Below are 22,059 nucleotides of genomic sequence, written 5' to 3' on the forward strand. Positions count from 1 at the left end.
TCGTGCGAGCCGCGCCCGCTTCGTCTCCACCTCAACCGCTAGCGACGGCCCGCCCCGGCTGTCGCCGGGAGCTATCGATGACCACCCTCGTTCTGGCCAAGGCGACCGAGCTCGCCTCCCCCCTGCTGCGCCTGATCGCGCCCGCCTATGCCGACGTGCTGGCCGCGCTGTGGCCCGCGCCGCACATCCCGTTCGTCACCGCCCCGACCGCGCGGCGGCACCTGATCTGCCTGATGCTGGCGACGGAAGCCGGGCGCGGCGCGGCGGCCGATGTCGACCTGCTGCTCGCGGCGCCTTTGCGCAAGGCCGTGCGGCTGGTGCTCGATCCGGCCCCGGAAGGCCTGGCCAGGGCGCTGGAGCGGCTGGGCGAGATCGCCTGGACGCCCGAGGACTATCGCGTGCTGGTCGCCCTGCTGGCCGACCCCAAGCCGGCCAAGACCCTGCGCCACGCCGAGCGGATCGATCCGCTGCAAGTGCGGACCCTGGGCGCCTTGCCGCGCCCGCTGCGCGACGCCGGCGGGGCGGCCGTGCGGGTCGGCGCCGCCCAGGCCAAGCTGCTGGCCGAGGCCCACGCCCTGCTCGCCCGCCGGCTGCCCGAAGCCGTCCTGGCCGAGCGGATCGCGGTCTGGACCCGCGCGCCGAACGCCAAGGCGCTGTTCAACCTGGTGGCCGACGACTTCCGTCGCGAACTGCCCAAGCCGCCCCATCCGGGTACGGAACATCTCCGACCGCTGGAGACGGTGGCGGCGATCCGCGACGCCGCGCGGCGCTACCGCAACTGCCTGGCCAACTATGTCGACGCGGCGGTCGACCGCCGCTGCGCCATCTACGAATGGCTGCCGGAGCCCGGCGCGGTGATCGAGCTGACCCCCGACCCCTATTTCGGCTGGCGGCTGGACCAGGCGCGGCTGGAGAACAACAAGTCGGTCGACGACGCGACCCGCGCGGCGATCGTCGACGAACTGCGCGGCATGGGCGTCCATGTCGGCCGCAGCGCCTGGCAGATCCGCCACGCCCTGGAACGCGCCGGTTCGCCCAATTTCGAGCTGGAGTCGGAGGATGCGGCGATCGCCGACTATTTCACCGACGACTGAGGGCGAGGCTCGTCGGGGCCGTCCCATGGTGCGTGGGAGGGCGGCTGGAGGGTTTCCACCGGAGATGGCATGATCCGGCTCAGGCTGAACCCCGAGCTTGGCCAATCCTCGGGCGACGGAAGGGGCGGATAGACCACTTTCTGAAGCCAGCCTGGGGGTGAAGACATAACCTTCGGCGAACGCGAAAACGTCGGCTTCGCTCGGCAACTGGCGCGGGCGGGCCCCTCCGCCCGTCCAGCGACTTTAGCGTCGGCGTTCAGCTTCGGTCGTCACTTCCAACGGAAGGTGAGAGGCGCACATTAAGGGTCTCGACCTTGGAAAACGCCGCGGCCATGAAGTCCATGAACACCGTGGCGCGACGCGGAAGAAGGCGGTTGGCCACATAGAGGATATGGATCGGAACGGGGGCGGCTTCGTATCCGATGAGGATCCGTTTCAGGCGCCCGGTCTTGAGACCGTCTTCAAACAGCCAATGCGGGCCAAGCGCGACGCCCAAGCCGGCCAGGGCGGCTTCCCGGGCCGCCTCTGGCGCGCTCACGCGAAGGCGGCCGGACACCGCAACCTCGACATCGGCGAAGCGCCAGGTCGCGCCCGTCGAAAGCAGGGAATAGACGATGCAGTCATGGTGCTTCAGATCTTGCGGGGTTTCCGGCGTCCCGCGCGCGTTCAGATAACCCGTCTCCGCGACGCAGATGCGGGTGAAGAGACCCACACGTCGCGCGCGCAGGGCGCTGTCACTGAGGTGTCCTATCCGCAATGCCAGCTCCACGCCCTCGTCGATGAGATTCACGAAGCGATCGGAAATCTGCAGATCGAGGTCGAGGTCGGGGTAGGTCCTCAGAAACTCAGGGACCTGCGGCATGAGAAACGCGTGGGCGAAGGCCGTGGGGCAGGCGACACGCAGCAGACCGGATGGACGGACGTCGCTTTTCAGCGCCGACTCCGCTTCGCTGACGGCATCGAGAATCCGTCGGGCTTCGACGTAGTAGCGCTCGCCTTCGGGCGTCAGGTGCAGCTTTCGGGTCGATCGCTGCAAGAGCCGCTGCTGGAGATGGGCCTCCAGGGCCGCCACATAACGGCTCACGTTCGGCTGGCTGAGGCCGAGGTCTCGCGCGGCCGACGAAAAGCCGCCCGTCTCCACCGTCCTGACGAAGCACTCCATCGAGAGTAGACGGTCCATCCTACCCAATCATGCGTATGACGTATGAAACATATGCAATCTGCCCAACTTATCTTGCTTTGAGCATGAGCGCATCTTGCAAACCACGAGGCCGAACGCAATCGCCTCACGGTTTTCAAGGATGGTTCCATGTCTCGCCTTTCCGGCAAACGCACCCTCATCACCGGCGGCACGAGCGGCATCGGCCTGGCCACCGCCAAGAGCTTCCTCGCCGAGGGCGCCCGCGTCATCGTCACGGGCGTAAACCCCGACAGCCTGGCCAGCGCCCGGGCCGAGCTGGGCTCGGACGTCACCGTGCTGGCCGCGGATTCCGCGAACGTCGCGGCGCAACGCGACCTGGCCGCGGCCGTCGCGGCGGAGTACGGCCAACTCGACGTCGCCTTCATCAACGCCGGCGTGTCCGTGTGGCAGCCCATCGAGGCCTGGACCGAAGAAGCCTACGACCGCTCCTTCGCGATCAACGTCAAGGGCCCCTACTTCCTGATCCAATCGCTGTTGCCGGTCTTCGCCAATCCGGCGTCCGTGATCCTCAACACGTCGGTCAGCGCCCATGTCGGCGCGACGAACTCATCGGTCTACGCCGCGACCAAGGCCGCGTTCCTGAGTCTGTCGAGAACGCTGTCGAACGAGCTGATCGGGCGCGGCGTTCGCTTCAACGCCGTCAGCCCTGGACCGGTCGAAACGCCGCTCTACGACAAGCTCGGCGTTCCAGACGCCCATCGCGCCCAGATGGCCCAGGCGATCGCCGCCACCATTCCGCTGGGCCGCTTTGGCTCGCCCGAGGAAGTGGCCAAGGCGGTGCTCTATCTCGCCTCCGATGAATCCGCCTGGACCGTGGGCTCGGAAATCATCGTCGACGGCGGGCGCACCCTGAACGGCTGACCGACATGACCCCCTTCCACGGCAACGCGATCACGACGCGGGATTTCCTGCGGGCGCCGCAATAGCCGGCCGTCGCGCCCAGCTTCACGCAGGTGGAGCTGGGCCTCCTTTCTCTCTCAGAACGAAGTCGCCATGACGAACTCCAGACTGACGCTGATCAGCCATCCGCTCTGCCCTTTCGTGCAACGGGTCGCCATCGTGCTGCGCGAAAAACACATTCCCTTCGAGCAGGTTCAGATCGACCTGAACGACAAGCCGGCCTGGTTTCTCGCCATCTCCCCCGCCGGCAAGGTGCCGTTGCTCAAGGTCGAGCGTGATGCGGACCAGGCGGTCGTATTGTTCGAGAGCATGGCCATCTGCGAGTACCTGGAAGAGGCCTATCGCGATCACGGCATCCATCCCGCAGCCCCCCTAGCGCGCGCTCAACACCGGGCCTGGATCGAGTTCTCGTCCGCGACGCTGGTGGACGCATGGGGATATCTGAACGCCGTCGACGAAACGGTCGCCGCGACCAAGGCCGCCGATCTCAGGAAGAAGCTGGAGCGCTTCGAGGCGGTGCTGTCGGACAAGCCCTATTTCGCCGGAGCCGGCTTCAGCATGGTCGACGCCGTCACGGCTCCCGTCTTCCGGTATTTCGACATCCTGGGAGACGACGTCCCTCCCGACATTTTTGGCGGCTTGAACCATGTCGCGTCGTGGCGACGCGCCTTGGCCGAGCGTCCAAGCGTCCGAGATGCCGTTATGGCGGACTATGGCGCCCGCTTCCGCACGCACTTGAAAGACCATGCCGCGCTTTTGGCGTCGGGCTAGACACGCCGCCCCGCCAACCTAGATGTGGACGGCGAAGCGCCACAACCGGTCGGAAGGCGAGCGTTGCCGGGCCGAGCGTGGAACGATCACGAGGACCGCCGCTAGACGTCCACCTCGGCGTCCAGGGCGTTTTCCTGGATGAACTCGCGGCGGGGTTCGACCAGGTCGCCCATCAGGCGGCTGAACATGTCGTCGGCGTCGTCGGCGTGGTTGACGCGGACCTGCAGCAGGGTGCGGGCCTCGACGTCCAGGGTGGTTTCCCACAGCTGGTCGGGGTTCATCTCGCCCAGGCCCTTGTAGCGCTGGATCGACAGGCCCTTGCGGCCGGCGTCCAGCACCGCGCCCACCAGGTCGAGCGGGCCGCGCACGGTGGTCGACTTGTCCTTGCGGCGGAAGATCGCCGAGCCCGAGAACACCTCGGCCAGGGCGCCGGCCCGTTCGGCCAGGCGGCGGGCGTCGGCGGCGTGCAGCAGACCGTCGTCCAGCACCACGCTTTCGGTCACGCCGCGGCGGATGCGCTTGAACACATAGGCGGTGTCGCCGCGCTCGCCCGACCACGGGCCGTCGCCTTCTTCCGCATACAGATCAAGGCGCCTGGCGGCGGCGGCGATGTCCGGCGCGTCGCCGAACAGGCCGGCCAGGGCCGCCTGCTCGATGGCGAAGGCCGGCGCGCGCTGCGACAGGCGGTCGATATTGCCCTTGGCCTGGCGGCACAGCTGGACCAGGGCCAGCAGGTCCTGGCTGGTGCGGCGCTCGCCCGACGGCAGGTCCAGCTCGGCCCCGTCGACGCCTTCGTCGACCAGGAAGGCGTCCATCTCGCTGTCGTCCTTCAGGTAGCGCGACGACTTGCCCTTGGCGGCTTTGTAGAGCGGCGGCTGGGCGATGTAGATGTAGCCGCGCTCGATCAGCTCCGGCATCTGGCGATAGAAGAAGGTCAGCAGCAGGGTGCGGATGTGGGCGCCGTCGACGTCGGCGTCGGTCATCAGCACGATCTTGTGGTAGCGCACCTTGTCCGGGTTGAAGTCGTCGCGGCCGATACCGGCCCCCAGGGCGGTGATCAGCGTGCCGATCTGGTCGGACGACAGCATCTTGTCGAAGCGGGCGCGCTCGACGTTGAGGATCTTGCCGCGTAGGGGCAGGACCGCCTGGTTGTCGCGGTTGCGGGCCTGCTTGGCGCTGCCGCCGGCTGAATCGCCCTCGACGATGAAGATCTCGGACTTGGCCGGGTCGCGCTCGGAGCAGTCGGCCAGCTTGCCGGGCAGGCTGGTGATGTCGAGCGCGCTCTTGCGGCGGGTCAGTTCGCGGGCCTTGCGGGCCGCTTCGCGGGCGGCGGCCGCCTCGGCGATCTTGGAGACGATGGCCTTGGCCTCGTTCGGATGCTCCTCGAACCAGGTGGCCAGGCCCTCCTGCACCAGGCTTTCGACCGCCGGGCGCACTTCGGACGAGACCAGCTTGTCCTTGGTCTGCGAGCTGAACTTGGGGTCGGGCACCTTGACCGACAGCACGCAGGTCAGGCCTTCGCGGGCGTCCTCGCCCCCGACATTGACCTTCTCCTTCTTGGTGATGCCCGAACTCTCGGCGTAGTTGGTGATGATCCGGGTCAGCGCGCCCCGGAACGCCGACAGGTGGGTGCCGCCATCCCGCTGCGGGATGTTGTTGGTGAAGCACAGCATGTGCTCGTGGTAGCTGTCGTTCCACCAGACGGCCAGGTCGACCTCGACCTTGTCCTTGCGGCCGCGGATGACGATCGGCGTCTTCAGCAGCGGGGTCTTGGCCTTGTCGAGGTGGCGCACGAAGGCCTCGATGCCGCCCTCGTAGTGCAGCTTCTCGACCCACGGCTCGGCGTCGCGGTCGTCCTTGAACCAGATGGTCACGCCCGAGTTCAGGAAGGCCAGCTCGCGCAGGCGATGCTCCAGCGTCTTCCGGTCGAACTCGATGAAGGCGAAGGTGTCCTTGGACGGGAAGAAGGTCACCTCGGTGCCGGTCAGCACCTCGCCGGCCTTCGGGCCGTCGGCGCGGACGGGCGAGTCGCCGGTTTCCTTCAGCGAGGTCACCGCGTCGCCGCGCTCGAAGCGCATCTGGTGGCTGCGGCCGTTGCGGTGGATCTTCAGCTCCAGCCAGTCGCTGAGCGCGTTGACCACCGAGACGCCCACGCCGTGCAGGCCGCCCGAGACCTTGTAGCTGTTCTGGTCGAACTTACCGCCCGCGTGCAGCTGGGTCATGATGACCTCGGCCGCGCTGACGCCCTCGCCCTCGTGGATGTCGACCGGGATGCCGCGGCCGTCGTCGGTGACCGTCACCGAGCCGTCGGCGTTGAGGATCACCTCCACCTTGGTGGCGTGGCCGGCCAGGGCCTCGTCGATGGCGTTGTCGACCACCTCGTAGACCATGTGGTGCAGGCCCGAGCCGTCATCGGTGTCGCCGATGTACATCCCCGGACGCTTGCGCACCGCGTCCAGGCCCTTGAGCACCTTGATGGAGTCGGCGCTGTACTCGCCGGTCATCACCTCGGGAGCCGACATTTCCGAACCGTCGGCGGTGGTGAGGTGGTCTTCGGGCTGGCCCTTGGTCTCTTCGGTCATACGTCTTCCAATGCGGTCAGGCCGAGTTCGCTGACGCGAACGCCCAGAGCCCGACCTTTCAGATGGTCGAACAGCGACTCGTCGGTGCCTGTCAGAAAAGCCTGCAGGCCGAGCGCCGTGATTTCGTCGGCCAGGGCGGCCCGCCTTTTCAGGTCGAGATGCGCGGCGACTTCGTCGAGCAACAATATAGGATTCGGCGCGTCGTTCGCACGCGAAAGTCGCGCGGCCTGCGCCAAAACCAGGTTCAGAATCAGCGCTTTCTGCTCGCCGGTCGAACATTCCGCGGCGGGGCGGTCCTTGTCGACGTGGTGGATGGCCAGATCGCCCCGGTGCGGACCGGTCAGGGCGCGCCCGGCGGCCCCGTCGCGGGGGCGGGCGGCGGCCAGGGCGGCGGCCAGGCGGGTCTCGATTTCCGCCGTCTCGACGCCGTCCAGCGCCATCCGCTCCCATTCGCCGGCCAGGGCCAGGCGGGCCCGCGGGAAGGGGCGGTCGCCGCGGCCGTCGATCTCGGCCTGCAGGGCCATGAGGGTGCGGGCCCGGGCGCCGGCCATCAGGGCGCCGGCCTGGCCGAGGCGGGCTTCCAGGGCGGCCAGCCAGATGGCGTCGGCCGGCTGGCCGGTCTCGGCGGCGTCGGTCAGCAGGCGCATGCGCTCGCGCTGGGCCTTGTCGTAGGCGTTGGCGTGGCGGGCGTGATCGGGCTCGCCGGCGAACACCAGGCGGTCGAAGAACTTGCGGCGCTCGCCGGCCGCCTCGAGGAACAGCCGGTCCTGGGCCGGGGTCAGCCAGATCGGGCGGACGTGATCGGCCAGGCGGCCGGGCGGGACGGTCTCGCCCTCGATGCGGACCACCCGGCGGGCCGCGCCGGCCAGTTCGACGCCCGTGCCCAGGCGCACCGGTTCGTCGTCCCCCGCCTGCGCCTCGGCGGCGACGGCCCAGGCGCGGCCCGCGACCTCGCCGGGCAGGCGGCGGCCCACCTCGGTCAGGCCGGAGCCGCGCAGGCCCTTGCCCGGCGACAGCAGGCTGATGGCCTCCAGCAGGTTGGTCTTGCCCGCCCCGTTGGCCCCGAACAGATAGACGCTGGCCCCTTCCGGACGCAGCCGCGCGCGCTCGTACGAGCGGAAGTCGGTCAGGGTCAGCGAAAGGAGGGCGGCGCGGCTCACCCACGCCTTCTAGCCTATTCGGGGCGCAGGTCTAAATCCGCCGTCAGCCCAGGTCGCGTCGGCGGCCGATGGCCGCGTGGGCCATCAGGCGGGCGGGGTGGCGCAGGGCGTGGGCCAGGTGCGGCCCGGCCACCAGGGCCAGCGCCCAGGCGGTCCCGCTGAAGACGACGGCGGCGATGCGGTCCCAGCTCGTACGCATGGCGGACTCCTAGCAAGCCTGATGGGCAAGATCCCGGTGGGTCTGCGCCCGGATCGTGGCGTGCGCGGGTGGGAATGACGGCTGAATCTTGGCCTTTGGCCGGTCCGGGGTCAGCCGAACTTGTAGCCGCACAGCTTGTTGCCATCCAGGTCGCGGAAATAGGCGAAATAGGCCCCGGGCATCCGTTCGCCGGGCGCGCCCTCGCAGGTTCCGCCCAGCGCGATCGCCTTGGCGTGGAAGGCGTCGACCGCCTCGCGGCTCTCGAAGTCGAAGCCGCCCATCGTGCCGTTGCCGACGCAGGCCGGCTGGCCGTCATGGGGACCCAGCACCCCGAACAGGCCCGTGCCCTTGCCGCGATAGAGCCGCCCACCCGAGGGGTGCTCATAGACGCCGTTCATGCCGATCGAGCCGAGCAGGGCGTCGTAGAACGCCTTGGCCTCTTCCAGCCTGTTGGATCCCACCGTCATGTAGCTGACCCGCGCCATGCGTTCCTCCCGTTTTCTTATGAAACGGAGGCTAGCACGGGCCGGGAGGCAGGCAAACGCACGCCCTCGAGGCGGGAGTTCGCGCGCAAGTCGTCGCAGGAACCGGAAGTTGCTTGCGCGGTAGGGTTTCTATGTTCTGAATAGCGGTAACAGACCCTGGGGAGGGGGACATGAAACTCAAGGCTTTGGACGCGCCACGTCAGTGGTGGCAAAACAACCCGGAACTCGGCATCGCGACCGGGTGGGCGGTGATCTTCGGGGGATTGTGGCTGGTGGTGCGGCTTCTCGGGGTCGGCTGAGGCTGCGCGCGGCTTGCCCCAGAGCGCGTTGGGCGAAACTGTGAGCGGTTTCGCCGCCAAACGCGCTCCAACCCTTTGACTCCAGAGCCTGTTCATCGCGTTCAGATGATTCCATCTGAACGCGACAGGCTTTAGCGATGGGCGTTCATCTTGAAGCCTGGGATCAGCACGCAACGGGCTTGGCCGTTCTGGATCGCCACGCGGGCCGCATGGCGCGAGGGCGGCGCGAAATAGGCGCGTCTGCCGCCGGTCTCGACGCCCAGGAAGACGGGCCCCGTGAATTGGCAGACGGGATAGGGACCCCCGGTCCCCTGTTCCCCGGGGCGTCGAGTGCACATCATGTGGCCGACCCGATATTCGAAGCTCGCCCCGCCATACCTCGTGACCTGGGCCGTTCCCCAGGCCCGCTGGTAGCTGGCCTGGTCCAGGGTCGGGCAAGGCGGACCGCGAAGGCTCCAGAACGCGGCCTCGTCCGCCGACGCGTTTTTCTGGGCGAGATAGATCGCCGCGCAGATCCCTAGGGACGCGGCGATCACGATCCAGCCGCCGAGGCTCATGCCGCTGTCGAGGATGTTTCGCCGTCCTCGCCGGCGGACCCGGGCGACCCGGGCCGGTCGTGTTCCCTCTGGATCGTCCGGCACGGTCATGAAAATCCGACGTCCCCTCCGAGGCCCTCTCCGGCGCCCCGAGTGGGAAGGATTGGGGGAAGGCCGTCAATCCTGGATTGCGAGCGAACCGCAATCCACGGCAAAACGGGCGCCCGCGGCGCCCGTTTTCGGAGTCAGAGAAGCCTCGAGGCCCCTACACCCGCAGCGGCATCAGCACGTACTTCACGCCCGGGTCGGTCGGGTCGACCACCAGGGTGGGCGAGGCCGGGTCGGCGAAGCGGAACTCGGCGATCGGGCCGCCGATCTGGCCACAGACGTCCAGCAGGTAGCGGGCGTTGAAGCCGATCTCGAAGGCTTCGCCGTCGTAGTCGACCTCGACCTCCTCGACGGCCTGGCCGGCTTCCATGTTGCGCACGGTCAGGGTGATGCGGCCCGGCTCGACGGCCAGCTTCACCGAGCGGCTCTTCTCGGCCGAGATGGTGGCCACCCGGTCGACGGCCTTGGCGAACAGGTCGTTGTCCAGGGTCAGGATCTTGGCGTTGTCGCGCGGGATCACGCGCAGATAGTCCGGGAAGGCGCCGTCGATGACCTTGGAGGTCAGGGCCGCGCGGCCGAACTCGAAGCGGACCTTCTGGGCCGAGACCTGCAGGTCGACCTGCTCGCCGGCCGATTCCATCAGGCGGCGGGCCTCCTGGATGGTCTTGCGCGGCACGATGATGCCGGGCAGGCCGGCCGCCCCCTCGGGGGCGTCCATCTCGGCCAGGGCCAGGCGGTGGCCGTCGGTGGCCACGGCGCGCAGCTTGGTCACGCCGCCGTCGTTGACGGTGTGGAGGTACAGGCCGTTCAGATAGTAGCGGGTCTCTTCGGTCGAGATCGCGAAGCGGGTCTTGTCGATCAGCCGGATCAGCTCGTTGGTGTCGACCGAGATGCGGCCCGACAGGCCGTCGCTGCTCATCACCGGGAAGTCGCCCGCCGGCAGGACCGGCAGGTTGAAGCGCGAGCGGCCGGCCTGGATCACCAGGCGGGGATCGTCGCCGCTGAAGCTGAGCGAGACGTCCGAGCCGTCGGGCAGCTTGCGGACGATTTCATACAGGGTGTGGGCCGGGGCGGTGATCTGGCCGGGCTGGTCGATCTGGGCCAGGCCCTCGTCGATGATTTCCATGTCCAGGTCGGTGGCCGAGAACGACAGGGTGTCGCGATCGGCCGACAGCAGGATGTTCGACAGGATCGGGATGGTGTTGCGGCGTTCCACGACGCTCTGCACGTGACCCAGCGCCTTCAGCAGCGCCGCCCGCTCGATGGTAAGCTTCATATCTCGGTCCAGGCTCGGGGTCGCCGCCGAACGAGAGAATCCCCCTGCGGCCCCGTCATGATTGGACTTGCGACATTAGCGCAAACCGCGACCGGGGGAAGGCCCGGGTGCGGCGAAATGCGCGCCCGGGTCGCGATCAGGTGTGGCCAGGGGGCGGACTCAATTGAAATGCCGGGTTCCAGGTTGTCATCCCGGCCGAAGGGGACCGTAGAGCCGGGACCCAGGGGTGACCGCGGCGCGTCGGTCCCTGGGTCCCGGACAGCCTCTGCGAGGCTTCCGGGATGACAACGATTAGAGATCTGATTTCTCTAGAGTATCTGGATCTAGACGGCCGCCGCGCGCTCGGTTCGCGCGGGCAGCGTCCAGCCCGGGCGGATGAAGTGGCAGGTGTAGCCGTTGGGGATCCGCTCCAGATAGTCCTGGTGCTCGGGCTCGGCCTCCCAGAACGGGCCGGCGGGGGCGACCTCGGTCACCACCTTGCCGGGCCACAGGCCCGAGGCGTCGACGTCCGCGATGGTGTCCTCGGCCACGCGCTTCTGCGCGTCGCTCGTATAGAAGATCGCCGAGCGGTAGCTGAGACCGATGTCGTTGCCCTGGCGGTTCAGGGTGGTCGGGTCGTGGATCTGGAAGAAGAATTCCAGGATCCGGCGATAGCCGATCACGGCGGGATCGAAGACGATCTCGATCGCCTCGGCGTGGGTCCCGTGGTTGCGATAGGTGGCGTTGGGCACGTCGCCGCCGGAATAGCCGACGCGGGTCTTCAGCACGCCGGGATAGCGGCGCAGCAGGTCCTGGACGCCCCAGAAACAGCCGCCGGCCAGGATCGCGGTCTCGGTGGTCATCGGAGTCGGCCTTTCGTCAGGGGAATGGGCGAGGCTACATGTTGGGCCTGTCCGGCGCGCGCGCAAGCGGCGCGTCCTGTCGCCGAGAGGTCATCCGTGAAGCGCGCCGCCGTCCTGTTCGTCTGCCTCGGAAACATCTGCCGCTCGCCCCTGGCCGAGGCGGCCTTCCGCCAGGAGGTCGCGCGGCGCGGGCTGGAGGTCGAGATCGATTCGGCCGGCACCGGGGACTGGCACGTGGGCCATCCGCCTGACCGCCGGGCCCAGGCGGTGGCGCGGCGGCGGGGGATCGACATTTCCGGCTATCGCGGACGGCAGGTGACGCCCGACGACTTCCGCTGCTTCACCCATATCGTCGCGCTGGACCGCGCCAACCTGGCCGACCTGAAGGTGCTGCGGCCGGCGGACGGGACGGCGGAACTGCTGTTGCTGCTGGACGCCGTCGAGGGGCGGCGGGGCAAGTCGGTGGCCGACCCCTACCTTGGCGACGACGCGGACTTCGAGGCGACCTGGGCGGACGCGGTGGCGGGGGCCAAGGGGTTGGCGGACCGGATCGCGGGGCAATCCTAGACGCCGCTCATCCCGGCGAACGCCGGGACCCAGATCCCAAGGCGCTTGGGATGATTGGAAGAGCGCGGAGCTCATGGAGCCCGCCTCAAAGCCATTCCATCTGGGTCCCGGCATTCGCCGGGATGAGCGGATCAGAAGGTGGATCTCAGGCCTTGGTGTCGAAAGCCCCGCCGGTGTCCGCGCCGTTGGCGGCGTACGGGTTGGCAGCGCCCGCCGTCGGCTCGGCCGGGGCGTCCGGCCCCTTGGAGCCCTTGGCGGCCACGGCCACCATGGCCGGGCGGACCAGCCGGCCCATCAGCTCGTAGCCGGCCTGCAGCACCTGGACGACGCCGCCGGCGGCGACCTCGTCCGAGGGCTGCTCCATCACCGCCTGGTGCAGGTGGGGATCGAACTTCTCGCCCTTGCCCGGGTCGATCTTCTTGAGGCCGTTGCGCTCGAAGGCGGCCAGCAGCTCCTTCTCGGTCATCTCGACGCCGATGATGAAGTTGCTCACCGCCGCGTCCTGCGAGTCGCGCGGGCTGTGGGCGGTGGCGCGCGACAGGTTGTCGGCAACGCCCAGCAGGTCGCGGGCGAACTTCTGGATCGCGTAGGCGCGGGCGTCGTTCATCTCGCGCTCGGCCCGGCGCTTGGTGTTCTCCACGTCGGCCGCGTAGCGCAGGGCCTGGTCCTTCAGGGCCGCCACTTCCAGCTTCAGCGCCTCGATCTCCTGCGACGCGTCTTCCCATGAAGCCTGGTCGGCCTCGAAGGCCACGTCTTCGGCCGGCGTTTGTTCGTCGGTCATCTCGTCCTCTATCCGTCCATCATCCGGCCAAGCACGCGGGCGGTATAGTCCACCAGCGGGATCACCCGGGCATAGTTTAACCGGGTGGGGCCGATCACGCCGATCGCCCCCAGCACCTTCTGTCGGCCCGTCATATAGGGCGCCGCGATCAGGGAGGAACCCGAAAGCGAAAAGAGTCGCGTTTCGGCCCCGATGAAAATGCGCACGCCCTCGGCGGTCCGCACGTCGTCCAGGAGCCCGATCAGCTGGCCTTTCTGCTCCAGGTCGTCGAACAGCCGCCGCACGCGCTCCAGGTCTTCCCGGGCGCTGGCGTCGGCCAGCAGGTTGGCGCGGCCCCGGACGATCAGGGCGCGGTCGGCGTCTTCGCCGCCGCTCCAGGCGGCCAGGCCGTCCTCGACCAAACGCGCCGCCGTGGCGTCCAGTTCACGCCGCGCCGCATCCAGCTCGGCGGCCATCTCGGCCTTGGTCTCGTTGAGCGTGCGGCCGCGCAGGCGGGCGTTGAGGAAGTTGGAGGCCTCCTGCAGGGCGGCCGGCGTGACGCCGGCCGCCCGCCGCATCAGCCGGTTCTCGACCGTGCCGTCGTCGAACACCATGATCGCCAGCGCCTGGTCGCCGCCCAGGGCCACGAACTCCACGTGCTTGACCCCGCCCTCGCGGACGGGCGCGACCACCACCCCGGCCCCGCCGGCCAGGCCCGACAGGATGGCGCTGGCCTCGCCCATCGCCTCCTCGAACGAGCGGCCGTGGGCGAACAGCCGGGATTCGATGGTCCGCCGCTCGTCCTCGCCGATGTCGCCGACCTCCAGCAGGCCGTCGACGAACATCCGCAGGCCCGCATGGGTGGGGATCCGGCCGGCGCTGGTGTGGGGGGCGTCCAGCAGGCCCAGCTGGGCCAGGTCCTGCATGGTGTTGCGGATCGAGGCCGGCGACAGGGCCACTCCGCCCCGGGAAATGGTCCGTGACCCGACGGGTTCGCCGGTCTCGAGATAGGATTCGACCACCCGCCGGAAGATGTCGCGGGCGCGGGCGTCCAGGTCCGTGAGGCTGGGAGTCTGAGCGGAAAACCCCGAAAACAGCTGTGTCATGTCGCCTTCGAACGCGCCCGCCAAGGTCGCCTGGGGGCTCTCCGGATTCCGACGGGATTGGACGACCCCGCCGGAGTTAGGATAAGCGGCCCCATCCTATCACGCAAAGCCCCGGAGTTTCCCATGCGTCCGTCCGAACGCGCCCCCGACCAAACGCGAGACGTCACGCTGGAAACCGGCGTCAACCGCTATGCCGAGGGCTCCTGCCTCGTCAGTTTCGGCCACACCAAGGTGCTGGTCACCGCCACGGTCGAGGAGAACGTCCCGGGCTGGATGCGCAACAAGGGCGCCGGCTGGGTCACGGCCGAGTATGGCATGCTGCCCCGCGCCACTCACACCCGCGGCCGGCGCGAGGCCGCCCTGGGCAAGCAGAGCGGCCGCACCCAGGAGATCCAGCGCCTGATCGGCCGCTCGCTGCGCGCCGTCGTCGACATGAAGGCCCTGGGCGAGCGCCAGATCAGCCTGGACTGCGACGTCATCCAGGCCGACGGCGGCACCCGCACCGCCGCCATCACCGGCGCCTGGGTGGCCCTGCGCATCGCCGTCAACTACCTGATCGAGGAAGGCGTGCTGAAGACCGATCCGATCCTGGGCCAGGTGGCGGCCGTCTCGTGCGGCGTGTTCAAGGACACCCCGGTGCTGGACCTCGACTACGAGGAGGATTCCAGCGCCGAGGCCGACAGCAACTTCGTGCTGACCGACAGTGGCGACATCGTCGAGATCCAGGCCACCGGCGAAAAGCGTGGCTTCACCCGCGGCGAGTTCGACACCCTGTTCGCCCTGGCGGAGAAGGGGATCGGCGAGCTGTTCGTGAAGCAGCGGGAAGCGGTTTCTGGGAAGTGACCCCTCTCCCCTTGCGGGAGAGGGTGGCCCCACGAAGTGGGGTCGGGTGAGGGTTCAAGACCAGAAACGCCGCGACAGCCTCAAGGCCGGTCGCGGCGTTTTCCGTTTGCGCGACCCCTCATCCGTCGGCTTCGCCGACACCTTCTCCCGCAAGGGGAGAAGGATCAGGTCAGTCCTCCTCGTGCGCCTCGCCCGGCCCGGGCTCGTAGGTCATCAGATCCCCCGGCTGGCACTCCAGCTCGCGGCACAGGGCGTCCAGGGTGGTGAAGCGCACGGCGCGGGCCTTGCCGGTCTTGAGGATCGACAGGTTGGCGATGGTCACGCCGACCCGGTCCGACAGCTCGGTCAGCGACATCCGCCTTTCCAGCAGGATGCGGTCCAGTTGCACGCGGATGGCCATGGGTTCTTCGTCTCCGCGTCAGATTGTCAGTTCGGCTTCCCGTCGAAGGCGCGCGCCCTCGCGGAAGACCTCGGCCAGGACGAACACCACCAGGACCGGGAACCAGGCGCTCAGGCTGAACGAGCCGTCGACGATCTTGGTGTCCGGCGCCAGCCACTTGGCCAGGGCGGCGAAGATGTAGTGGCCGATCTCCAGGGCGGCCAGGACCAGGCCCACCACCCGCAGGCGGCGGACATTGTCGGGATGGAACGGATCGCCGGCGGTCAGGGTGGAGAACACCCGCCGCAGGCGCTCGACGATCACCATCCAGCCGCCGGACAGCAGCGCCCAGGCGCCCAGGGCGCCGGCGAACAGCGGTCCCTTGCTGATCAGTTCGTCGATCGAGCTGCCGATGTGCAGTTTCGAGGTGATTAGCTCGGGATTGAAGCTGAGCAGCAGCACCGCGACCGTGAAGATCGCCAGCAGGCTGACCCAGACCCACAGGCCCACATAGATCACGTCCAGGATGATCTTCAGGAAACTCGATACCGAGCCAGGCCCCAAGGCGCGCATCCGCTCTTCCCCTCACGCAGAAACGCCGACCATGCCCCGGCGGATCGGGACCGGTCAAAGGCGAGCTGGACCCCGGGTCAGAACGTCTTGATCGCGAAGGTCACGGCGGCGAGCGGCAGACCGGCGATCAGCGTCAGCGTGGCCAGGCGGGTGGCGACGGCGTCGACGATGCGGAACAGTCTGGCGGCGGACATGGCGGGCCTTCGGGTCGGGTGCGGGACCGCGCCGGCATGGCGTGTCTCCCAGGCCTCGAAGATAGGGACCGATTTCCCGGCCGCCAATGTCGCTTATCGATAAACGATATTAAACTTTAGCAATGATCGCGCTCATCGAACGGATTATGCCAGGTGTGGCGCCGTGGCCACCATCGCCGTCCGGCGGCTGGCGGCCTCGTACCAGGCGGCCAGGTTCGGGCGGCCTTCCCGCCAGTCCAGGACCTGGCGGGCGTCGAGGTAACCCAGCTGTGCGGCGACGGCGATCTCGCCGATCTCGAAGCGATCGCTGGGCGGGGTCCGGCGCTCCAGCAGGTCGAGGGCGGCGGTCAGCGCGGCGGCCTGGCGGTCGAACAGGTCCTGGCGGTGCGGACCCTCGCGCAGGCGCTCGCGGACGATGGCCAGGGCCGCGTCGCCCATGCCGTCGGCCATGGCCTGGGCGGTCAGGGCGGCCCAGCGGTCGGGACCGGCGGCGGGCGTCAGCGACCGGCCGGCCAGGTGCTCCAGGTATTCGCAGATCACCGGCGAGTCGAAGATCGGCGGGCCCTCGTCCGGGACCAGGACCGGGATCTTCGACAGCGGATTGATCGCCCGCACGCCCTCGTCGGTAAAGGGACTGGCGACCGTCAGCTCCAGCCGTTCGGCCAGGCCCAGCTCGAAAGCGACCACGCGAACCTTGCGGGCGAAGGGCGACATGGGGGAGTAGAGAAGCTGCATGGTCTTGTCCCGGAAAGGAGCCGCGTGATGACGCTGAAGCTGGAAGCTGGAACGAAGCTTGTCGCCGCCACGCACAACCCTGGCAAGGCCAAGGAACTGGCGGCCCTGCTCGACGGCCGGTTCGAGGTGCTGGCGGCCGGGACCCTGGGCCTGCCCGAGCCGGACGAGACCGAGACGACCTTCGTCGGCAACGCCCTGCTCAAGGCCCGCCACGCGGCCGACCTCTCGGGCCAGATCGCCCTGGCCGACGATTCGGGCCTGTCGGTCGCCGCCCTCGACGGCGCGCCCGGCATCTATTCGGCGCGCTGGGCGGGGCCGGGCAAGGACTTCGCCCTGGCCATGGACAAGGTCGCCGAGCGGATCGAGGAGACGGGGTCGGAAGACCGTTCCGCCTGGTTCACCTGCGCCCTGGCGGTGGCCTGGCCGAATGGCGGCCCGGCGGTGGTCGTGCAGGGCGAGGTCCACGGGACCCTGACCTTCCCGCCGCGCGGCGACCGGGGCTTCGGCTACGACCCGATCTTCATCCCGGCCGGCTTCGACCAGACCTTCGGCGAGATGGAGCCGGCCGCCAAGGACGCCATGAGCCACCGGGCCGTGGCCTTCGAGAAACTGAAGGCGGCGCTGTTTGAGTAGCCCCCTGCTTTGTTGTCATCCCGGAAGCCTCGTAGAGGCTGTCCGGGATCCAGGGGACTGGGCCGACGCCTTGCGGTTCACCTGGATCCCGGACAGCGCTGCGCGCTTCCGGGATGACAACCGTTATGGGAGGCCGCGGTGACCGGCCTTCCGTCCCTCGGCGTCTACGTCCACTGGCCCTACTGCGCCCGGATCTGCCCTTATTGCGACTTCAATGTCGTGCGGGATCGCGGCAAGACCGGCGAGCAGACGGCCCTGGCCGACGCCATCGTCGCCGACCTCGTGGCCCAGCGCGAACTGACCGGACCGCGAACCCTGCTGTCGATCTTCTTCGGCGGCGGCACGCCCTCGCTGATGGACCCCGCCCAGGTCGCCCGGGTGATCGAGGCCGCCAAGGCGCTGTGGACCCCGGCGCACGACCTGGAGATCAGCCTGGAGGCCAATCCGACCGACGCCGAGGCCGACCGCTTCGAGGCCCTGGCGGCGGCGGGGGTGGCGCGGCTGTCCCTGGGCGTCCAGGCCCTGGACGACGCGGCCCTGGCCCTGCTGGGCCGCAACCACGACGCCGGCTCGGCCCGGCGGGCGATCGCCGTGGCGGCCAGGGCCTTCCCGCGCCTGTCGGCCGACCTGATCTATGCCCGCCCCGGCCAGACGGTCGAGGCGTGGACCCATGAGCTCTCCGAACTGCTGGCCCTGGGCCCCGAGCACGTCTCGCCCTATCAACTGACCATCGAGTCCGGCACCGCCTTTGACCGGGCCGTCGGCCGCGGCAAGCTGGTCATGCCCGACGAGGACCTGGCCGCCGCCCTGTTCGAGACGACGCAAGGCGTGCTGGAGGCCGCCGGCTTCGACGCCTACGAGGTCTCCAACCACGCCCGGGGCGAGGCGGCCCGCTCGCGCCACAACCTCGTCTACTGGCGCGGCCACGACTATGTCGGCGTCGGGCCGGGCGCCCACGGCCGCCTGACCCTGGCCGACGGAAAGCTGGCTACCACGGCCCGGCGCGGGATCGCCGACTACATCCGCGCGGTGGCCGAAACCGGCGTCGGCTTCGAGCGCGAGGCCCTCACCGCCCTGGAGGCCGCCGAGGAGCGCCTGCTGCTGGGACTGCGCATCGACGACGGCGTGGCCTTCGCCGAGATCGCCCCCCTGGAGTTGTCGCCCGACACGCCGAAGGTGAAATCCCTGGTGGAGTCCGGCCTCCTGGCCGATGATCCCCTGCGCCTGCGGGCCACCCGATCCGGACGTCTGGTGCTGGACCGGCTGACAGGAACGCTCGCGACCTGATATTCCTTAGTGCGCGCCGCTTCGTGGGCGCTCAGTTCGCGTCGGAAAGTCCGCCCTTGAGCCGCCAGCCCGCCCCGCCCATCCTGTCCGACGCGCCGCTGGCGCCGGGGTTGTATCTCGTGGCGACGCCGATCGGGAACCTGCGCGACATCACCTTGCGGGCCCTGGACGTGCTGGCCGGGTGCGACGTCCTGCTGGCCGAGGACACCCGGGTGTCGGGCAAGCTGCTGGCCGCCTACGCCATCTCCAAGCGGCTGCAGCGCTATGACGAGCACGTCGCCGACCGCGAGACGCCGCGACTCCTGGAGCGGCTGGCGGCCGGCGAGCGGATCGCCCTGGTCTCGGACGCCGGCACGCCGATGGTCTCCGACCCCGGCCTGCGCCTGGCCCAGGCGGCGATCGCCGCCGGCCATACGGTCGTGCCGATCCCCGGGGCCTCGGCGGCCCTGGCGGCCCTGACCCTGGCGGGCCTGCCCACCGACCGCTTCCTGTTCGCCGGTTTCCCGCCCACCAAGACCACCGCCCGCAAGGCGTTCTTCGAGGAGCTGGCCACGGTCCGCGCCACCCTGATCTTCTACGAGGGCGCCTCGCGGGTGGCCGACAGCCTGGCCGACATGGCCGCCGTGTTCGGCCCCCGGCCCGGCGCGGTGGCCCGCGAACTGACCAAGCTCTACGAGACCTGCGTCCGCGGTCCGCTCGACGAACTCGCCGTGGATCCCCGGTTCGAGGCCCCTAAAGGCGAGATCGTCATCCTGGTCGGGCCCGGCGAGGACGAGGTCGCCACCGCCGACGACGCCGAGGCCGCCCTGCGCGAGGCCATGGGCCGCCTGCCCCTGGGCGAGGCCGCCTCGGAGGTGGCCAAGGCCCTGGGCCTGTCGCGCAAGGATCTCTATCGCCAGGCCCTGGCGATGAAGGCGGCCGGATGAGCGTCGTCCGGCCCGTCCGTCCGGAACGCCAGGCCCAGAGGCAGGCCCGGGGAACGGCCGCGCGCCTGTCGGGACGCCGCGCCGAGGTGGTCGCGGCCCTGTGGCTGATGGCCAAGGGCTATCGCATCCTCGGTTTCCGCCTGGCCACGCCGCTGGGCGAGATCGACCTGCTGGCGCAACGCGGCGGCGTGCTGGCCGTTGTGGAAGTCAAGAGCAGGACCAGTCTGGAGGCGGCGCTGGAAGCGGTGACCTACGAGCAGCGGGCCAGACTGCGTCGCGCGGGCGCGCATGTCGCCGCGCACCGCGCCGGCCTGCGCGGCGCGGTGGTCCGGCTGGACCTGATCGCCCTGGCGCCCGGCCGCCGGCCGCGTCACGTCCCCGACGCCTGGCCCAACAGCTGGAACGGCGATCAATGACGCGGGAAGAGGCCGAAGCCCTGCTGACCGACGCCGGCGAGCGTTCGGACAAGGCCTTTCCGCTGTTCGAGGCCGCCCTGGCCTGCGCTGTGCACGACGACCCCGACCGCGACCTGGCCCCCGTGCTCGACATGGCCAAGGCCTCGATCGACCGGCTGACCGACCGGCTGAAGAGCGAGTCGCCAGAAGAGGCCCTGGCCGAGACCATGGCCGGCGATCTGCGGCTGTCGGGCGACCTGATCACCTACGACCATCCCGACAACGCCGACGTCGTGGCCGTGGCCGAGCGGCGCAAGGGCCTGCCGGTGACCCTGGGCGTCTTCTACCTGCACGCCGGCCGGGCCTGCGGCCTGGACCTGCACGGCGTCGACTTCCCGGGCCACTTCCTGCTGCGCATCGAGACCGAGGAGGGCCCCCTGGCCCTCGACCCGTTCAGCGAGGGCCGGGTGGTGCTGCCGTCCGAGCTGTCGCGCCGGGCCCTGCGCACGGGGCTGATGCCGGACGTCGCCGCCAAGCTGGACGTGCTGATGAGCCCGATCCCGGACCGCGCCGTCCTGATCCGCCTGCAGAACAACATCTTCGCCCGCGCCCAGCAGGCCCGCGACTGGGCCCGGGCCGAGCGCTCGGCCCTGCGCCGCGCGCTGCTGGACCCCACCGACCACCATCCCTGGCTGGACGTCGCCGCCGCCCGCGAAGGCCAGGGCGCCCTGGCCGGCGCCCTGCAGGCCCTGTCCCGCGCCCAGGTCCTGGACGGCGGCGCGACCATCGCGGCCCGGGCGGCGCGGGAGCGGATGCGGCTGCGGCTGAACTGAGGAGGGCGCCGCGAGAACCCGGATGGGGACTTCGCGAACGTCGCCGACCGCTGGTGAACGGGTATTGATCCCTCTCCCTCTGGAAGAGGGATCAATCGTCCGCTCCGGGCCGTGACCAAAGGCATGCCCAGCGCCGGAAGTCGGGCGCCGGAGTCCGCCTCGATCAAGGTCCCGGTCAAGGTTCGCCCCGGCGCCGGCCTCGGGCGCGCACTCCCCTCTCGCATTCACGCCTTGGCCGCCTTAACTAGGCAGTCGCAGCGCGGGGCCCGCACGTCCCGCCCAAGCCGATCCGGAGCCCCCATGTCGCTGAGAGTCGCCGTCCAGATGGATCCCGTCCTGGGGATCAACATCGAAACCGACACCACCTTCCTGATGATGTGGGAAGCCCAGCAGCGCGGCCACAAACTTTGGTTCTACACCCCCGACAAGCTGTCGATGGAGGACGGCCGGGTGTTCGCCCGCGCCCAGCCGCTGACCCTGACCAAGACCCAGGGCGCGCACGCCGAGCTCGGTGAGACCGTGCTGCTGGACATGAAGGACGACGTCGACGTGGTGCTGATGCGCCAGGACCCGCCGTTCGACATGGCCTACATCACCGCCACGCATTTCCTGGAAAAGGTTCACCCCCACACGCTGGTGGTCAATAATCCGGCGGAAGTGCGCAACGCGCCGGAGAAGCTGTTCGTCACCGACTTCCCGGGCGTGCAGCCGCCGACCCTGATCACCAGCGACCACGAGGCGATCTACGACTTCCGGGCCCGGCACGGCGACATCGTGCTCAAGCCGCTGTACGGCGGCGGCGGCTCGGGCGTGGCGCGGCTGCTGGCCGACGACCCCAACCTGGACGCCCTGCTCGAGCTGCACGCCATGATCGGCCGCGAGCAGGTGATCGCCCAGAAGTTCGTCCCGGCCGTCAGCAAGGGCGACAAGCGCATCCTGCTGGTGCACGGCGAGCCGGTGGGCGCGGTCAACCGCGTGCCGGCCGCCGGCCAGGTGCGGTCCAACCTCCGCGTCGGCGGCCGGGCCGAGGCGGTGGACCTGACCCCGCGCGACCTGGAGCTCTGCGCGATCATCGGCCCGGAACTGAAGAAGCGCGGCCTGCTGTTCGTGGGCATCGACGTGATCGGAGAGTACCTGACCGAGATCAACGTCACCTCGCCGACCGGGGCCCAGCAGCTCAAGCGGTTCGGCGGCGCCGACGCCGCCGCGATCCTCTGGGATCGGATCGCCGAGCTGTCCTCTACCTGAAGATTAGGAACGTCGGATAGACGACTGAATCGTCACACTTTCCTGAAACGTTCGTTTTTCGTTCTTGCTCCGCTCCAACGGCCATGCTTGGCTTGTGGATAAACCAGTGGGCAAGGGGGCGAGAAAG

At 69.4% G+C, this 22,059-nt stretch carries 25 protein-coding genes; 12 read left to right on the forward strand and 13 right to left on the reverse strand.

What is annotated here, in order from left to right:
- Positions 1–77 precede the first annotated feature (77 nt).
- The gene (locus AC07NX_RS06430; protein ID WP_494640168.1) at positions 78–1,094 is read left to right on the forward strand and encodes a hypothetical protein; all 1,017 of its coding nucleotides are present in this window, start codon (positions 78–80) and stop codon (positions 1,092–1,094) included.
- A gap of 256 nt (positions 1,095–1,350) precedes the next feature.
- Here AC07NX_RS06430 and AC07NX_RS06435 read toward each other — a convergent pair whose 3' ends face one another.
- Positions 1,351–2,274 carry a LysR family transcriptional regulator gene (locus tag AC07NX_RS06435; protein ID WP_494640170.1) on the reverse strand — a complete coding sequence of 308 codons (924 nt, stop codon included), beginning with the start codon at positions 2,272–2,274 and terminating at the stop codon, positions 1,351–1,353.
- 129 nt (positions 2,275–2,403) lie between these two features.
- Between AC07NX_RS06435 and AC07NX_RS06440 the strand changes: the two genes are divergently transcribed.
- Both AC07NX_RS06440 and AC07NX_RS06445 read left to right on the forward strand, forming a co-directional pair.
- Positions 2,404–3,156 carry an SDR family oxidoreductase gene (locus AC07NX_RS06440; protein ID WP_494640172.1) on the forward strand — a complete coding sequence of 251 codons (753 nt, stop codon included), beginning with the start codon at positions 2,404–2,406 and terminating at the stop codon, positions 3,154–3,156.
- 132 nt (positions 3,157–3,288) lie between these two features.
- Positions 3,289–3,966, forward strand: a complete 678-nt coding sequence (locus tag AC07NX_RS06445) for a glutathione S-transferase family protein (protein ID WP_494640173.1) — start codon at positions 3,289–3,291, stop codon at positions 3,964–3,966.
- A gap of 101 nt (positions 3,967–4,067) precedes the next feature.
- On the opposite strand, the gene gyrB is transcribed toward AC07NX_RS06445, so the two are convergent.
- From gyrB to AC07NX_RS06465, 4 genes are all read right to left on the reverse strand, one after another.
- Positions 4,068–6,488: a DNA topoisomerase (ATP-hydrolyzing) subunit B gene (gene gyrB, locus AC07NX_RS06450; protein ID WP_494640461.1), complete on the reverse strand. Its 2,421-nt coding sequence runs from the start codon at positions 6,486–6,488 to the stop codon at positions 4,068–4,070.
- Positions 6,489–6,544: 56 nt separating this feature from the next.
- Entirely contained in the window at positions 6,545–7,708 is a 1,164-nt protein-coding gene (recF, locus tag AC07NX_RS06455; protein ID WP_494640174.1) for a DNA replication/repair protein RecF, read from the reverse strand.
- 43 nt (positions 7,709–7,751) lie between these two features.
- On the reverse strand, positions 7,752–7,907 hold the full coding sequence (locus tag AC07NX_RS06460; protein WP_167337060.1) for a hypothetical protein: 156 nt from the start codon (positions 7,905–7,907) through the stop codon (positions 7,752–7,754).
- Between the two features lie 110 nt (positions 7,908–8,017).
- The gene (locus AC07NX_RS06465) at positions 8,018–8,392 is read right to left on the reverse strand and encodes a VOC family protein (RefSeq protein WP_494640176.1); all 375 of its coding nucleotides are present in this window, start codon (positions 8,390–8,392) and stop codon (positions 8,018–8,020) included.
- Positions 8,393–8,562: 170 nt separating this feature from the next.
- Between AC07NX_RS06465 and AC07NX_RS06470 the strand changes: the two genes are divergently transcribed.
- Positions 8,563–8,691: a hypothetical protein gene (locus AC07NX_RS06470; RefSeq protein ID WP_494640178.1), complete on the forward strand. Its 129-nt coding sequence runs from the start codon at positions 8,563–8,565 to the stop codon at positions 8,689–8,691.
- A gap of 131 nt (positions 8,692–8,822) precedes the next feature.
- Here AC07NX_RS06470 and AC07NX_RS06475 read toward each other — a convergent pair whose 3' ends face one another.
- From AC07NX_RS06475 to msrA, 3 genes are all read right to left on the reverse strand, one after another.
- Positions 8,823–9,338: a hypothetical protein gene (locus tag AC07NX_RS06475; RefSeq protein ID WP_494640179.1), complete on the reverse strand. Its 516-nt coding sequence runs from the start codon at positions 9,336–9,338 to the stop codon at positions 8,823–8,825.
- A 154-nt stretch (positions 9,339–9,492) separates the two neighbouring features.
- Positions 9,493–10,611 (reverse strand): DNA polymerase III subunit beta, encoded by a 1,119-nt coding sequence (dnaN, locus tag AC07NX_RS06480; protein ID WP_035077961.1) that lies wholly within the window; start codon positions 10,609–10,611, stop codon positions 9,493–9,495.
- Positions 10,612–10,934: 323 nt separating this feature from the next.
- On the reverse strand, positions 10,935–11,453 hold the full coding sequence (gene msrA / locus AC07NX_RS06485) for a peptide-methionine (S)-S-oxide reductase MsrA (RefSeq protein WP_494640180.1): 519 nt from the start codon (positions 11,451–11,453) through the stop codon (positions 10,935–10,937).
- Positions 11,454–11,549: 96 nt separating this feature from the next.
- Between msrA and AC07NX_RS06490 the strand changes: the two genes are divergently transcribed.
- Entirely contained in the window at positions 11,550–12,020 is a 471-nt protein-coding gene (locus AC07NX_RS06490; protein ID WP_494640181.1) for a low molecular weight protein-tyrosine-phosphatase, read from the forward strand.
- A 145-nt stretch (positions 12,021–12,165) separates the two neighbouring features.
- On the opposite strand, the gene grpE is transcribed toward AC07NX_RS06490, so the two are convergent.
- Together grpE and hrcA are read right to left on the reverse strand one after the other, a co-directional pair.
- The gene (gene grpE / locus AC07NX_RS06495) at positions 12,166–12,801 is read right to left on the reverse strand and encodes a nucleotide exchange factor GrpE (protein WP_494640182.1); all 636 of its coding nucleotides are present in this window, start codon (positions 12,799–12,801) and stop codon (positions 12,166–12,168) included.
- A gap of 8 nt (positions 12,802–12,809) precedes the next feature.
- The gene (gene hrcA, locus AC07NX_RS06500) at positions 12,810–13,886 is read right to left on the reverse strand and encodes a heat-inducible transcriptional repressor HrcA (RefSeq protein WP_035088444.1); all 1,077 of its coding nucleotides are present in this window, start codon (positions 13,884–13,886) and stop codon (positions 12,810–12,812) included.
- 123 nt (positions 13,887–14,009) lie between these two features.
- Between hrcA and rph the strand changes: the two genes are divergently transcribed.
- Positions 14,010–14,729 carry a ribonuclease PH gene (gene rph / locus AC07NX_RS06505; protein WP_494640184.1) on the forward strand — a complete coding sequence of 240 codons (720 nt, stop codon included), beginning with the start codon at positions 14,010–14,012 and terminating at the stop codon, positions 14,727–14,729.
- Between the two features lie 169 nt (positions 14,730–14,898).
- Here the strand turns inward: rph and AC07NX_RS06510 are convergent, their stop codons facing one another.
- The 3 genes from AC07NX_RS06510 to AC07NX_RS06520 all read right to left on the reverse strand — a co-directional run bounded on the left by AC07NX_RS06510 (position 14,899) and on the right by AC07NX_RS06520 (position 16,610).
- Positions 14,899–15,129: a helix-turn-helix domain-containing protein gene (locus AC07NX_RS06510; protein WP_018061092.1), complete on the reverse strand. Its 231-nt coding sequence runs from the start codon at positions 15,127–15,129 to the stop codon at positions 14,899–14,901.
- Between the two features lie 18 nt (positions 15,130–15,147).
- A complete protein-coding gene (locus AC07NX_RS06515) occupies positions 15,148–15,681 on the reverse strand; it encodes a DUF2975 domain-containing protein (protein WP_028040501.1) in 534 nt (177 codons plus the stop codon).
- A gap of 338 nt (positions 15,682–16,019) precedes the next feature.
- Positions 16,020–16,610 carry a glutathione S-transferase N-terminal domain-containing protein gene (locus tag AC07NX_RS06520; protein WP_494640185.1) on the reverse strand — a complete coding sequence of 197 codons (591 nt, stop codon included), beginning with the start codon at positions 16,608–16,610 and terminating at the stop codon, positions 16,020–16,022.
- A gap of 27 nt (positions 16,611–16,637) precedes the next feature.
- Between AC07NX_RS06520 and rdgB the strand changes: the two genes are divergently transcribed.
- The 6 genes from rdgB (at position 16,638) to gshB (ending at position 21,932) form a co-directional block, all read left to right on the forward strand.
- Entirely contained in the window at positions 16,638–17,243 is a 606-nt protein-coding gene (rdgB, locus tag AC07NX_RS06525) for an RdgB/HAM1 family non-canonical purine NTP pyrophosphatase (RefSeq protein ID WP_494640186.1), read from the forward strand.
- Between the two features lie 138 nt (positions 17,244–17,381).
- Positions 17,382–18,530, forward strand: a complete 1,149-nt coding sequence (gene hemW / locus AC07NX_RS06530) for a radical SAM family heme chaperone HemW (protein ID WP_494640187.1) — start codon at positions 17,382–17,384, stop codon at positions 18,528–18,530.
- 56 nt (positions 18,531–18,586) lie between these two features.
- A complete protein-coding gene (rsmI, locus tag AC07NX_RS06535; RefSeq protein WP_494640189.1) occupies positions 18,587–19,456 on the forward strand; it encodes a 16S rRNA (cytidine(1402)-2'-O)-methyltransferase in 870 nt (289 codons plus the stop codon).
- On the forward strand, positions 19,453–19,872 hold the full coding sequence (locus AC07NX_RS06540) for a YraN family protein (RefSeq protein ID WP_035077983.1): 420 nt from the start codon (positions 19,453–19,455) through the stop codon (positions 19,870–19,872). Before rsmI ends, AC07NX_RS06540 begins: the two co-directional genes overlap by 4 nt.
- The gene (locus AC07NX_RS06545; RefSeq protein WP_436030234.1) at positions 19,869–20,684 is read left to right on the forward strand and encodes a SirB1 family protein; all 816 of its coding nucleotides are present in this window, start codon (positions 19,869–19,871) and stop codon (positions 20,682–20,684) included. Before AC07NX_RS06540 ends, AC07NX_RS06545 begins: the two co-directional genes overlap by 4 nt.
- 300 nt (positions 20,685–20,984) lie before the next feature.
- Positions 20,985–21,932, forward strand: a complete 948-nt coding sequence (gene gshB / locus AC07NX_RS06550) for a glutathione synthase (RefSeq protein WP_494640190.1) — start codon at positions 20,985–20,987, stop codon at positions 21,930–21,932.
- The last annotated feature ends 127 nt before the right edge of the window (positions 21,933–22,059 follow it).

Source organism: Caulobacter sp. GW821-FHT09A05, from assembly GCF_059418465.1.

Coding starts and splice junctions, on each gene's coding strand:
- msrA (WP_494640180.1), bottom strand. CDS start 11,453: ATGACCACCGAGACCGCGATCCTGGCCGGCGGCTGTTTCTGGGGCGTC.
- AC07NX_RS06445 (WP_494640173.1), top strand. CDS start 3,289: ATGACGAACTCCAGACTGACGCTGATCAGCCATCCGCTCTGCCCTTTC.
- rph (WP_494640184.1), top strand. CDS start 14,010: ATGCGTCCGTCCGAACGCGCCCCCGACCAAACGCGAGACGTCACGCTG.
- dnaN (WP_035077961.1), bottom strand. CDS start 10,611: ATGAAGCTTACCATCGAGCGGGCGGCGCTGCTGAAGGCGCTGGGTCAC.
- AC07NX_RS06465 (WP_494640176.1), bottom strand. CDS start 8,392: ATGGCGCGGGTCAGCTACATGACGGTGGGATCCAACAGGCTGGAAGAG.
- AC07NX_RS06460 (WP_167337060.1), bottom strand. CDS start 7,907: ATGCGTACGAGCTGGGACCGCATCGCCGCCGTCGTCTTCAGCGGGACC.
- AC07NX_RS06470 (WP_494640178.1), top strand. CDS start 8,563: ATGAAACTCAAGGCTTTGGACGCGCCACGTCAGTGGTGGCAAAACAAC.
- hrcA (WP_035088444.1), bottom strand. CDS start 13,886: ATGACACAGCTGTTTTCGGGGTTTTCCGCTCAGACTCCCAGCCTCACG.
- AC07NX_RS06515 (WP_028040501.1), bottom strand. CDS start 15,681: ATGCGCGCCTTGGGGCCTGGCTCGGTATCGAGTTTCCTGAAGATCATC.
- AC07NX_RS06430 (WP_494640168.1), top strand. CDS start 78: ATGACCACCCTCGTTCTGGCCAAGGCGACCGAGCTCGCCTCCCCCCTG.
- gshB (WP_494640190.1), top strand. CDS start 20,985: ATGTCGCTGAGAGTCGCCGTCCAGATGGATCCCGTCCTGGGGATCAAC.
- rdgB (WP_494640186.1), top strand. CDS start 16,638: ATGACGCTGAAGCTGGAAGCTGGAACGAAGCTTGTCGCCGCCACGCAC.
- grpE (WP_494640182.1), bottom strand. CDS start 12,801: ATGACCGACGAACAAACGCCGGCCGAAGACGTGGCCTTCGAGGCCGAC.
- AC07NX_RS06475 (WP_494640179.1), bottom strand. CDS start 9,338: ATGACCGTGCCGGACGATCCAGAGGGAACACGACCGGCCCGGGTCGCC.
- AC07NX_RS06440 (WP_494640172.1), top strand. CDS start 2,404: ATGTCTCGCCTTTCCGGCAAACGCACCCTCATCACCGGCGGCACGAGC.
- AC07NX_RS06435 (WP_494640170.1), bottom strand. CDS start 2,274: ATGGACCGTCTACTCTCGATGGAGTGCTTCGTCAGGACGGTGGAGACG.
- AC07NX_RS06510 (WP_018061092.1), bottom strand. CDS start 15,129: ATGGCCATCCGCGTGCAACTGGACCGCATCCTGCTGGAAAGGCGGATG.
- gyrB (WP_494640461.1), bottom strand. CDS start 6,488: ATGTCGGCTCCCGAGGTGATGACCGGCGAGTACAGCGCCGACTCCATC.
- AC07NX_RS06545 (WP_436030234.1), top strand. CDS start 19,869: ATGACGCGGGAAGAGGCCGAAGCCCTGCTGACCGACGCCGGCGAGCGT.
- AC07NX_RS06540 (WP_035077983.1), top strand. CDS start 19,453: ATGAGCGTCGTCCGGCCCGTCCGTCCGGAACGCCAGGCCCAGAGGCAG.
- AC07NX_RS06520 (WP_494640185.1), bottom strand. CDS start 16,610: ATGCAGCTTCTCTACTCCCCCATGTCGCCCTTCGCCCGCAAGGTTCGC.